Annotated in this window: 10 protein-coding genes and 1 pseudogene; 4 read left to right on the top strand and 7 right to left on the bottom strand. The window is 61.4% G+C overall.

The annotated features are described in order from the left end of the window. Positions 1-87: 87 nt before the first annotated feature. From V7Q53_RS05735 to V7Q53_RS05720, 4 genes are all read right to left on the bottom strand, one after another. The gene (locus V7Q53_RS05735) at positions 88-1,065 is read right to left on the bottom strand and encodes an NAD(P)-dependent oxidoreductase (protein WP_333827505.1); all 978 of its coding nucleotides are present in this window, start codon (positions 1,063-1,065) and stop codon (positions 88-90) included. 86 nt (positions 1,066-1,151) lie between these two features. Next, positions 1,152-2,120, bottom strand: coding sequence for a Bug family tripartite tricarboxylate transporter substrate binding protein (locus tag V7Q53_RS05730; RefSeq protein ID WP_333827504.1), 969 nt, complete (start codon positions 2,118-2,120; stop codon positions 1,152-1,154). A gap of 106 nt (positions 2,121-2,226) precedes the next feature. Next, entirely contained in the window at positions 2,227-2,955 is a 729-nt protein-coding gene (locus V7Q53_RS05725) for a FadR/GntR family transcriptional regulator (RefSeq protein ID WP_333827503.1), read from the bottom strand. A 25-nt stretch (positions 2,956-2,980) separates the two neighbouring features. Further along, the gene (locus V7Q53_RS05720; protein WP_333827502.1) at positions 2,981-3,964 is read right to left on the bottom strand and encodes a dihydrodipicolinate synthase family protein; all 984 of its coding nucleotides are present in this window, start codon (positions 3,962-3,964) and stop codon (positions 2,981-2,983) included. Between the two features lie 112 nt (positions 3,965-4,076). Here V7Q53_RS05720 and V7Q53_RS05715 point away from each other — a divergent pair, with 112 nt between their 5' ends. The 3 genes from V7Q53_RS05715 to V7Q53_RS05705 are packed head-to-tail and all read left to right on the top strand — an operon-like array spanning position 4,077 to position 7,214. Next, complete coding sequence (locus V7Q53_RS05715) at positions 4,077-5,216, top strand: mandelate racemase/muconate lactonizing enzyme family protein (RefSeq protein WP_333827501.1); 1,140 nt, start codon at positions 4,077-4,079, stop codon at positions 5,214-5,216. Then, on the top strand, positions 5,209-5,682 hold the full coding sequence (locus V7Q53_RS05710) for a tripartite tricarboxylate transporter TctB family protein (protein WP_333827500.1): 474 nt from the start codon (positions 5,209-5,211) through the stop codon (positions 5,680-5,682). The genes V7Q53_RS05715 and V7Q53_RS05710 overlap by 8 nt, the downstream gene beginning before the upstream one ends. Further along, a complete protein-coding gene (locus V7Q53_RS05705) occupies positions 5,682-7,214 on the top strand; it encodes a tripartite tricarboxylate transporter permease (RefSeq protein ID WP_333827499.1) in 1,533 nt (510 codons plus the stop codon). The genes V7Q53_RS05710 and V7Q53_RS05705 overlap by 1 nt, the downstream gene beginning before the upstream one ends. A gap of 51 nt (positions 7,215-7,265) precedes the next feature. On the opposite strand, the pseudogene V7Q53_RS23395 reads toward V7Q53_RS05705, so the two are convergent. The 3 genes and pseudogenes from V7Q53_RS23395 to V7Q53_RS05695 form a co-directional block, all read right to left on the bottom strand. Beyond that, positions 7,266-7,355, bottom strand: a pseudogene (locus V7Q53_RS23395) (integrase core domain-containing protein); the annotation flags it as partial. Positions 7,356-7,657: 302 nt separating this feature from the next. Next, positions 7,658-9,022, bottom strand: a complete 1,365-nt coding sequence (locus V7Q53_RS05700) for a voltage-gated chloride channel family protein (RefSeq protein WP_333827498.1) — start codon at positions 9,020-9,022, stop codon at positions 7,658-7,660. A gap of 440 nt (positions 9,023-9,462) precedes the next feature. Then, positions 9,463-10,575 carry an SLC13 family permease gene (locus V7Q53_RS05695; protein WP_333827497.1) on the bottom strand — a complete coding sequence of 371 codons (1,113 nt, stop codon included), beginning with the start codon at positions 10,573-10,575 and terminating at the stop codon, positions 9,463-9,465. Positions 10,576-10,857: 282 nt separating this feature from the next. Between V7Q53_RS05695 and V7Q53_RS05690 the strand changes: the two genes are divergently transcribed. Continuing rightward, positions 10,858-11,841, top strand: coding sequence for a GntR family transcriptional regulator (locus V7Q53_RS05690; protein ID WP_333827536.1), 984 nt, complete (start codon positions 10,858-10,860; stop codon positions 11,839-11,841). Positions 11,842-11,846 lie beyond the last annotated feature (5 nt).

Below are 11,846 nucleotides of genomic sequence, written 5' to 3'. Positions count from 1 at the left end.
TTACGCCTTTCGGGGTGTAGCTCAACAATGCCGGGTCAAATTTCAGTGGCAATCAACAGATGCTCGACCGGTTGTCGCGGGGTGGTTCTATCTTTCATGCCATCTCGCGGTGATCTGCTCCCACGCGTCTGGGTTCACGAGATTAATGGGGCGCTTCAATTTAAGAACGCGCATTGCTTCTTCGACCGACAAATCGCTCATCCTGCGCATCGCTTCACGGGTTATGCCTGCGGTATGCGGTGACATCACGACATTTTCCAGCGCGAGCAACGGATTTTGCGCATGAGGCGGCTGTTGGTCGAAGACATCCAGCGCCGCGAAGGCCAGATGTTTGGTGCGCAGCGCCGCAATGAGCGCGGCTTCGTCAACAACCGGTCCGCGCGCGATATTGATCAGCGCCGCCCCTCGCTTCATGCGTGCGAGGGCTGCGCCGTCGATCATTCCGCGTGTCTGATCGTTGAGGGGGCACGCAAGAATGATGACATCGCTGCTGGACAGGACGTCATCCAGGTTTGTCGCGCGCGCAATCGCAGTCTCGGTGTGCCCCGACCGGCTGACCGCGCTCACCTCCATACCGAAGCCAAAATGGGCGATCCGCGCGATTTCGCGGGCGATGGCGCCATATCCAACAAGCCCAAGCTTCATTCCGGAGATCTCGCGCTCGTGGAAAGCGGCCTGCCGCAAGTCCTGCCATTGGCCGACACGGATCATCCGGTCCTTGTGTGCAAGGCCGCGAAAGCCTGCCAGCATCAAGCCGATGCTGGCCTCGGCAACACTTCTTGCATTGACGCCGGGCGTATTGACCACCGCGATGCCTTGCCTGGAGGCAAGTTCGACCGGAATGAAATCCAGTCCGACACCGTTCCTGATCAGCGCGCGCAGGCGCGTCGCGCTCGCGAGGGTCTCAGGCGGTATGTTCCTGCGCACGATCACCACCTCCGCCTTCGGCATGGCGCGATCGAACGTTTCAAAGCCGGGCTCCCCCAGCGTGACAACCGTCGCAATCGCCTTGAGCGGCGCGATCGCGACGGAGTCTATCGGGTCGGTCAAGAGGACGATCGGCATGGTGGGGCGCCCGCCCGGCCTGTCGTGGCTGATCTGTGATCCGTTCACTTCATGGTCCTCTCGATGTCCGGTTCAGGCGGATCGGTTCAGTCGACGGACATTTCGACTTCTTCAGCGATCGGGCGCCACTGCTCGACCTGCCTGCGCACATAGGCTTCCGCATCTTCCGGGCTGCCACCGATGATGGTTGCGCCTTCGCGGGCAAACGCCTGGATGGTGGATTCGGCCTGGAGGAACGCGTTCAGCGCCTGATTCAGGGTGCCCATGGCTTCCTCGGAAAGGCCCGCCGGTGCGAGGACGCCCCACCAGGTTGTGACCTCGTATCCTTCCAGAGCATCAGAAACCGGCGCAATTCCCGGCATGAGATCGCTTTCTTCCTGCAGTGTGATGCCGAGCGCCTTGATATCGCCGTTGGCAACGAGTTCGGCAAGGTTCGTGTAGTTGTCGAACATCACGTCGACCCGCCCTGCGATCAGGTCTGTGCGCGCGGGCGCGCTGCCACCGTAGGGAATATGGACCATGTCGGTCCCTGCCAGATAGTTGAAGAGTTCAGCGGAAAGGTGGTTTGAAGACCCGTTTCCGGCTGAAGCATAGTTGATGTCACCAGGATTTTCGCGCGCATAGGCGACCAACTCGGCAGTATTGTCCGCCGGGAAGTCATTGCGGGCGGCCAGGACGTTAAACGAATCCCCCAGTATGATGACGTGATCGAAGTCCGTGTCAGTGTCATAGGGAAGATCGTCGAACAGGCCGGGGTTCACGGCAAAAGCGAAAGGCGAGATGCCGATAGTGTATCCGTCGGGTGCGGCCCGTGCCACAACATCCGTTCCCACAACCGTGCCACCACCGGGTCGGTTATCGACCACGGTTGACACACCCAGCGTTTGACTGAGGCTTTCCGCGATCATCCGGGCCACGGTATCGTTGAAGCCGCCGGGTGGGTAGGCCACGACGACGGTTATGGTGTCATTCGGAAAATTCTGCGCCACGATGGGCGAGCCCGCCAGCATGGCAATCCCCGCCAGCACGCCAAGAAATGGCTTTCTGTATGTCATTATATTTCCTCCCGCTGATGTCTTCATATGGTTCGCCTCCCGCGCCCCTAAAGCTGTTATCTGTTATTACAGCTTTGACGTCAACAGCCCTGTGGCTTAAGGACTCTCAATAGGCAGTCGCACCCACCGCCTCGCCGCGAGCGATCACCCGGGCCTGAGCATACTCCAGATGGCGGAGCATGGCGGCCTCAGCCCCTTCAGGGTCCTGATTGCGGATCGCATCGACGATGGCCTTATGCTCGACAAAGATGGCGCGGCGACGCTCCTCATGGCCGATCTTGCTGAGATGTGTGGCAAGCGTGATGCCCAGATCGATATCATAACCGATCAGTGCTATCGCCTGAACGAAGTGATCATTGAGCGAGGCTGCCGCCACAGCCGTGTGGAAAAGAAAATCGACACGCGATGGATCCGGTCCACTCACGGATGTCCTGAAAGCATCGAGGGCCTTGTCAAGGGCGCGCAACTCATCGCTGCCGCGGCGCAGCGCCGCATAGCGTGCGGCCGCCGGTTCAACGCTTCTTCGGTATTCGAGCGCATGGAGCGTCAATTTGAGACGCAGTGCTGCGGCATTGGGTGGCTCATGAAACGGCCTGTCGGTCGAAACGAAAGACCCGGAGCCCTTGCGTGATACGATAAAGCCCTGTTCACGCAATTGCTTGAGCGCCGCGCGCACCACAGGCCGCGACACTTCAAACCGATTGCTCAACTCTTCTTCCGAGGCCAGCTTCTGGCCCGCGCGCAACTCACCGTTTCGGATCAGGCGCTCAAGTGCTTCATAAACCGCATCACCGAGGCGTCGCTGTTGAGCCGGCTTTATACTTGTCCATGTCAACGTGGCATACCTCGCCAAGGTCTGGTTACCGATGCAGATAGCCCGCCTCTGCAAGGTCGATCATTTCAGCACATATGTCTGCAGCCTGTGCAATCAGGCTTTGCGACAGGCGTTCACCGTTTTGCTTATAGGGCGCGGGTGCGGATTTCCAGCTTTTCCCATAGGCGCGAAGATGGTCAGCGGCCCTGTTCGCGTTGGAGAATGCATTCGCCCCACTCTCATCGCTGGCTGCGGCAAAGAGGCGTGAAATAAGTTTGCCCAAGGTGTCAGACAGGCGCGTTGCCTTTTCCATGTCACCCTGGCGCAGTGCCGCCTCGATTTCGCGCAACTCTTTGCCAAAGGCATTGGCGGAACTCAGAAGCCAGCCTCCGTATCCCTGACCACTGACAGCCTCTGCGTAACCTCCTTCGGCGCCGCGAAGCATGGACACCTGCCCGCAATCCGCCACACTTTCGGCAACCTCATCAGAGCCGCCACTATCCTTGAACATGATGACACGCGGGTTGGTTGCGAGCTTGCTGAACGTTTCAGGCATGATCGTGCATCCGGTTACCTGCGGCAACTGATACACCGATACCTGACTTGATGTGCGCGCGAACACCGCGTTGTAATGCGCCATAATCCTCTCCTGATCTGCACCGGGCTCAACCGGCGGGCAAACCGTAACCCCTACAAAACGCTCAGCAAGGGCAGGGTCGGCGGCAACCTGGCTTTCAACAAGATTGACGCGCGCAATAACATCATCGGTGCCCGGCGCCAGCGTTCCGACCATCAGGCGCGTGCCTGCGCCCATCGCGCGCGCCGCGAAATCGACCAGTGAGGAAAGGCGGTCGTTTCCGATCTCCCAGCCATCTCCGGTTGAGCCTGCCAGCATGATCTGCGTCACGTGCGCGGCAAGTTGATCCAGATGCGCTTTCATGCGGTCATGATCAATGCTGCCATCGTCGCGATAATGCGAGAGCAACGGGACCCATAAGGGATCGCGCTTCATCAGGGTCTGTTTGGGCATCGAAGAACCTCGCTGTTTTGTCTTGCTAAAGCTGTTATGGAATATTACAGCTTTTGGCAAGAGAGACTTTGCGGAGCCGGAAAATGCACCGCGACAACATGAGGGAACGGATATGAAGATAACGCGAATCGATGTGTTTCCGGTTTCGCATCTGATGCCTGAAAACGCCGAATTCAGGATGGGGGTCGGTCGCATGGTCAAGCGCGACGCCGTTCTGGTGAAGGTGAGCGGCGAAGATGGCCTTGTCGGCTGGGGAGAGGCCCATCACGGTCGCTCACCCGGCGCCATTGCCAAGCTTATCGAGACGACCTTGGCGCCAATGATCATCGGCAAGGATGCTTTTGATGTGGTGGGTGCCTGGACGACCTTGCATCGTGGCCATCTTTCATCCCATGGCTTTGGGGCAGGGACCGCAATTGCCATGAGCGGCATCGATATGGCAATCTGGGACCTGCGCGGCAAGGCTGTCGGTTGGCCTCTCTACCGGATGCTCGGCGGTGGGCGGCGGGCTGTGAAAGCTTATGGCGGGGGGCTGAGCCTCGGATACCAGGCTCCGGAAGCACTTCTGGATGAGGCGAAGCAGCACATCGCCAATGGTTACCGTGCGCTCAAGCTGCGCGTTGGCGACAGGATCGACAGGGATGCACAACGCATCAACTTCGTGCGCAATGGCATCGACGACGGGATCGGACTGCTATGCGATGCGAACACAGCGTATAGCATATCCGATGTGCGCGCTATGGCGCCCGTTCTGGAAGGGGCCAATATCGGCTGGCTCGAAGAGCCATTCTCACCGTATGACGACGACGCCTACGCCCGCGCGGCAAGGGCCACAACGGTGCCTATCGCCGCAGGTGAGAACCACTACACCCGGTTCGAGTTCCAGCGTCTGTTCGATCAGGGCGCCGTGCAGATCATTCAGCCTGACATCTCTAAATCGGGAGGCGTAACCGAAGTCATGCGTATTGCAGCGATGGCCTCGGCCAAAAGTATGGCCCTCAATCCGCACAGCTCGATGACCTCGCTCAACATGGCTGCTTCGCTGCATGTTCTGTCCGCGATCGACAATCCAGGCTATTTCGAAGCCGATGTGTCCGGTCATAACCTGTTCAGGACGGAACTGGCCGATACGAGGTTCGATGTCGATGCGGAGGGGCTTGTGCTTGCACCCGAAGGGCCCGGCCTGGGCGTGGAGGTCGATGAGGACTTCGTGCGCCGTCACCCGCTGATCGAAGGACCCTGCTATGTCTGAGGGCGGACAGGCCTGGTCAATGAGATTGCGGAGCAAGGACTTCGCAGCAGGCCTCGTGTTCGCCTTTATCGGTCTTTCATTTGCCTACATGGGCACCAGCTATGGTTTAGGTACTGCAAGGCGGATGGGTCCCGGCTATCTGCCGGTCGGTATTGGCGGTGTATTGTGCCTCGTGGGCACCGCGATGATGGTGAAGGCGCTTGTGCAGGCCGCAGCCGGCACCGCCGTTCCGCGGCTTTATCTTCGCCCGCTCATATTGCTTACCGCGTCGGTATTTGCCTTTGCGTTGACGATCAACAGGTTCGGCTTGGTGGTGGCCTGTGTCCTGTGCGTCGTTCTGGCGGGTGCCGCCAGCACCACGACGCGCTGGCGCGAGATTGTGCTGGTTGCAATCGGCATGGCGGCGTTTTCATGGGTGGTTTTCATTGAACTGCTTGGTTTGCCCATGCGCATCTGGAGGTGGTGATGGAACTCGTCGACAATATCGCACTCGGCTTCACCGTCGCGCTCAGTTGGGAAAACCTGTTCTATTGCCTGGTTGGCGTCGTCGTCGGTACGCTGGTCGGTGTGCTGCCCGGTCTGGGCGCCGTCACCGCAATCTCGATGCTGCTTCCCTTCACCTTCGGGCTGGATCCGGTCGGTGCGGTGATCATGCTTTCGGGCATTCTCTACGGGGCACTCTACGGCGGTTCAACATCATCCATCCTGCTCAATATGCCGGGCACCCCGGCCTCGGCTGTGGTGTCTCTGGATGGCTATCCGATGGCCCAGCAGGGGCGCGCAGGGGTTGCGCTGTTCATGACCGCCGTGGCCTCATTCGTTGGCGGATGCGTGGCGCTGCTGGCAGTGTTCCTCGTCGCGCCGTCCATCGTGCGCGTGGCGCTCAGCTTCGGTGCGCCCGAATACTTCAGCATGATGCTTCTGGGGCTTGTTGCGGCGGCAGCGGCGGCAAGCGGTGATCTGTTGCGTTCGATCGGCATGGTGCTTCTGGGCTTGCTGATGGGTCTGGTGGGCACGGATATCGTTTCCGGTGCGCGCCGCTTCACCTTCGGCACGCCCATTCTGTCTGAGGGGCTAAGCTTCATCGTTGTCGCGATGGCATTCTTTGGCCTCACCGAGGTCATCAGAAACCTTGAATCGAATCAAGAGCCGCGAAAGATCAGGCCGGAACTGAACTGGCGCGGTTTACTGCCCAGCCGTGACGAGGCCCGGCGCTCGGTCGGTGCGATGTTGCGCGGGACCGGTGTCGGCGCCTTTCTGGGGGCGCTGCCCGGCGCGGGGCCGACGGTATCTTCGTTCATTGCCTATATGGTCGAAAGGCGCGTCTCATCCAGACCCGAAACATTCGGCACGGGCGCGATTGAGGGAGTGGTCGCACCGGAAGCGGCAAACAACGCCGCCGCCCAGACCGGATATGTCCCGACGCTGACGCTTGGAATTCCCGGGGACGCTGTCGGCGCCCTCATACTCGGTACGCTGATTATGCACGGCATTGCGCCGGGCCCTCGCGTTATTTCGCAGCATCCTGAGCTTTTCTGGGGTCTGCTCGCCAGCATGCTTGTTGCAAACATCCTGCTGCTCCTGGTGAATATTCCCTTTATCGGGATTTGGGTGCGCATCCTGTCGATCCCGTACCGGCTGCTTTTTCCCGCGATCATGGTCTTTCTGTGCATCGGCGTGTTCAGCGTTGCGAACAGCCCGTTTCAGGTCATGCTTCTCGCTGGCCTCGGCGCGGTGGGATATCTTCTGTCGAAGCTTGACTGCCCCGCTTCTCCGCTCCTGCTCGGCCTCATCCTCGGCCCGATGATGGAGGAAAACCTCAGGCGGGCGCTTTTGATCAGCCGTGGCGATCCTGTTGTGTTTCTGACCTCTCCGGTCAGCGCATTGTTTCTGGCGACAGCCGTGCTTGTCGTCGTCCTGAGCGTGCTGTCAACGATCCGACACAAGCGCCGGACAAGTGCGGAAGATTTACGTCGGGCTTCGCGCGGCACACGATAGCAAAGTCAGACGATGGTGCGCCGTTGCCTTGCCGCTAGGACTGAACTTATCGCCAACGCGGCTTGAATGCGGGCGGTGATGGTTGAAGCCGTCGCGCCATGCCGCCACTAAATTGCGAGCATGGCGCAGGCTTCGTAGAAGCACTTTGGCACAACCGCAGCGAATTTACGCTAAATCCGCAAAACCGCCCTCCGTCAAGCCAGGGTCACGTGAGAGTGCTTGCTGGCGGCAATTCGCCTATCAGAGTGGCTTCATTGTTTCTGCGGACGCATCGTCGTGGCAGAAAATGACCCGACGAAGTGGCAAGACTGTCCGCCGCCGGAGCGACATAACCTCAGAAAAAATATGGGTGCTGCAGGTTCGCGATGGCAGAGATGGACCCGTCGCGACAGTAAGGACAGGCTGTCGGCGTTTTCTGCGATCCACCCTGCCGGGTCGGAAGATCAGTCATCGGCCGGATCCTTTTTGTTCGCGCCAGACCGGCGCGAGCGGCGCCATTGGTTGAGGGGTGTTGCGGTGTCGGGCTGCCGGGCGATGCGCGTCTTGGGGACCGCGATCCGCTGCGTGCCATAAATCGACGCATGGCCGGAGGCGGCATAGGCCACGAAGCAGCCGATGGCCAGCGGCACGGCGTGAGTTGCGCCAAACAGCTCGATCCCCATGATCACGCAGGCCAGCGGCGTGTTGGTGGCCCCGGCAAAGACGGCAACAAAGCCGATGGCGGCCATCAGATCGGTGGGCACCCCCATCAGCGAGCCAAGCGCCACACCAAGGGCGGCGCCGATGAAGAACAGGGGCGTCACCTCGCCACCCTTGAACCCGGCGGACAGGGTGATCACGGTGAAGAGGAACTTCCAGAACCAGCTGGTGTAATCTGTCTGGTCCGGCTGCAGAAACCCGATCAGCGTGGGGTCGCCGGGGATCGCGCTCCAGACGCCAAGGCCCAGGTAGGCGCGGGTGTCCAGCAGATAGACCAGGCCGATGATCAGCACCGAGGCGATGACCGGGCGCAGCGGCGCGTAAGGCACGAACCGCGACCACAGTGCCGTCAGCCCGTGCGATACCTCGGCAAAGGCGCGTGCGCACAGGCCGAAGATCAGCCCCGCCACGGCGACCTTGGACAAGAGCAGCATGTCCACCCCGAACCAGCCGACCACATCGGTGGGGATGAAGCTGATCTCGTAATGCACATGGCCAACGCCCCATGCCAGAACCGTCCAGTCGCCGATCAGCGCCGCCAGCAGCGCGGGCAGCAGCGCGTCATACTGGATGCGCCCGATCATCAGCACCTCCAGCGCAAAGATAGCGCCGGCCAGCGGCGTGCCGAAGACCGCGCCAAAGCCTGCCGCGATCCCGCAGATCAGGAGAATGCGCATGGTTGGCGCGTCCAGATGAAGCCACCGTCCGAGGCCCCCGGCCAGTGCGCCGCCGATCTGGACCGCTGTCCCCTCACGCCCGGCCGAGCCGCCGACCAGATGGGTCAGCACCGTCGAGACCAGAATGAAAGGTGCCATGCGCAAGGGCACGCCGCCGCCGGGCTGGTGGATTTCATCGACAATCAGGTTGTTGCCGCCGCCCGAAGCGCCGCCGAACCGCTGATAGGCCCAGACCATCGCAAAGCCTGCCACCGGCATCAGAAAGATCAGCCAGGGCAGATCAAACCGCGCCTGCGTCGCCCGCTCCAGCGACCACAGAAACAGCGCGACCGCCGATCCGATCGCCACCGACAAGGGCAGCAGAACCGCCAGCCAGAAGGCCAGACGTGACACCTTGAGCCATTGCCGCTGAAGAAAGCTGTGATTGTGCAAGAGCGGGTCTCCGTCGTTCCGTGCAGCCCCGTTTTTCCGGGACTGCCCTTTTGTTCTAACCGCTTGGCCTTCGGGCACAAGGCCCCGACGTGAACGGACACCGCTTCACGCCGTGTCACCGGGCAGTGCCAGACCGCAGAATTTGTCGCGCAACCTTGACCACGTGCTCACGGAGGCGACCCCGGCTCATGTCCTCGTTGCAACCCGCCGCATGCGACAGCGGTGGCCGAAGGTAACGGGCAGGTATCTGCTTCCGTCTTCCCTCATGGCCTCCGTTGACGCGCCAGCGTCGCTTGGCGCGATGAACGGCGCCGCCTGAACGGACAGGCGCCGCATGTCAAGGCAAAGGCGGCGCAGGGGCACGTCTGCCGCCGTGCTGCATCCCGGACTGCATGCGCGCGTTGCCGCGTTGCCCTGCAGGTCCGTTGCGGCGGGATCTTTTAAAGCGCGGTCAGGAGCAGTCCGGCAGCGAAGCTCAGGGCGAACATCGGCACTGACCAGAGGTGGAACTGCCGCCACAGACCCGCCTCCCGCACAAGGCGCAGTGCGATCAGGTTGGCGAGCGAGCCGATCGCCAGCCCGAAGCCGCCGACGCTGACGCCCCATGCCAGCGCGCGCCAGTCCCCGGTGAATGGTGCCAGGAAGATCGCGGCCGGCACGTTTGACATTCCCTGTGACAGCGCCGCGCTCACCGCATAGACGCCGCCGGGCAGTTCCAGCGCCGCCGGCACCGCTGCGGCAATGGCGGGCATCCGGCCCAGAAGACCCAGATTGACGAACATCAGGAAAAAGACCAGCAGCAGCGGCCAGTCCACCCAGCGCAGCACCGCCCGGAAGGCGATGAGGTAGAGCACGATCACGACCCCGGCAGCCGGTACCGCCAGGCCTGCGTTCACCAGAAACAGGAACAGCGGATAGGCCGCCAGCGACACTGCCATCAGCCCTGGCTGCAACGCCAGCGGCGTCTCCATTCTGGTCAGGGCCAGTTGCCGTCTGCCGAAGGCCAGAGGGACCAGCGCCAACAGGATCGCCATCATGACGGTGGTCAGCGGCGCCATTGCCAGCAAAAACTCTCCGAACCCAACGCCCGAGACCTGCCACAGGAACAGGTTCTGCGGGTTGCCCACCGGCGAGAGGGCAGAGCCCGCATTGACCGCCAGTGCCTGAAAGATCACCAACCGTCCGGTCGGCAGGGCCACGTGGCGCGAAAGGGCAAGCGTCAGCGGCACAGTGACAAAAAGGGCAACGTCATTGGTCACCACTGCCGAAAGCATCGCCGCGAACAAGACCAGTGCTGTCGCCAGCCTGCGCTCGCTGCGCAATCGCGCGATAACCGTCCGGCCGGCCCGGTCAATCAGCCCACTCGCCTCAAGCCCTCTGCTGAGCACCATCAGCCCGGCAAGCGCGCCGATCGTCTTCCAGTCCACCAGCGCGACAATTGCCCTGGGTCCGGTCGGCACCTGCCACAGCATGACCGGCAACAGGGCAAGAAGCAGCACGAGCAGCCACTCCTCCCGCAGCCAGCGGCGGGTCAGGATCAGGCGGACAGACATGGCACGGACCTGCCCGAAGGCGTGGCGTCGAATACTTCCGGGCGGTTCAAAACGGACACAATCCTTGACAGCTGCGCGCAGCAGACTGCCACTTTCGCCGCGCGCGCAACAGCGCTAATCGCGCAGGGCGCCCGACGGCAGAAGGACCCTGAGGGGCGCGTCTGGTTGCACCGCGCGGCCTGGCGCGAGGATGGCCCGCGCAATGTGCGGTTGCGAGGCAAATGACAACTGTCATCGCGCATGCTAGACGCGCAGAGCTAGTTGCTTAACACCGGGCTTGCCATGCGCCAGAACTATTATGAGATGGTCAGGGATGTCTTGGCTCATAACATCACAATCGGAAAGCTTCCGCCGGGGATGCGGTTGTTCACGGCGGCTGTGGCCGAGCGCCTTGGCGTAAGCCGTCCGCCTGCGAAACGCGCAATGGAATTGCTGATGCAGGAGGGGATGTTGAGCGCCCTTCCGGGGCAGGGGTATTGCGTCGGAAGCGCCGATTTCCAGACAGCGCTCGTGCGCGAGAACCTGCATCTGCTCGACCTTGATCTGTCGATGATGGACAATCTCAACAGCACGCCTCTGGCGCCGCGCTGGGGGCAGGTGCATGAAGAGCTCAAGGATCAGCTTCTCAAGGTTATTCCCTTCGGGAAGTTCCAGATTTCTGAAAGTGCCGTCGCCGAGGCCTTTGGTGTCTCGCGCACGGTGGCACATGAGGCGCTGGCGCGGCTGGATTCCGAAGGTCTGGTCAGCAAAAGCCGGTCCTCGCACTGGACGACGGGCCCGCTTTCCGTGCAGATGCTGGATGATGCGCATGCCGTGCGCATTCTGCTTGAGCCTGCCGCCCTGGCGCAAGTCGCGCGAAACCTGCCGCGTGCCGAGCTGGTGAATATGCGCACCGTCCTGCGCAATGCCGCGAATGAGGGACCGGCGCTTTCGCCGCCGAGACTGATGGAGCTTGAGAGCGCGCTGCATATCAGTTGCCTTGAAGCGCTGAAAAATCGCCAGATGTTCGATATATTGATGCGTCTGCAACTGGATCATGTCGTGAATGACTCCTTTCGCAAGTATGTCACCACGCCCGATGATCGTGACATGATCGCCGAGCATCTGCTGGTGGTCGATCATCTGTTGCTGGGTGACGGGTGCGGCGCGGCAGCGGCCCTGCGCCATCATCTGCATGAAGACCATGCGCGCACCCGGTCGCGGTTGAAGGTTCTGTCGCTGTTCGAGGACAGCAAGACGCCGTCGTGGCTCAGTCTTTCGAACTAAGGAGT

The sequence above is a fragment of the Pararhodobacter sp. genome (assembly GCF_036802785.1).
In the GTDB taxonomy this organism is placed as follows: Bacteria; Pseudomonadota; Alphaproteobacteria; order Rhodobacterales; family Rhodobacteraceae; genus Pararhodobacter.
The sequence above is the reverse complement of the archived record's forward strand: the minus strand, read 5'-3'. Positions and strand labels throughout refer to the sequence as shown.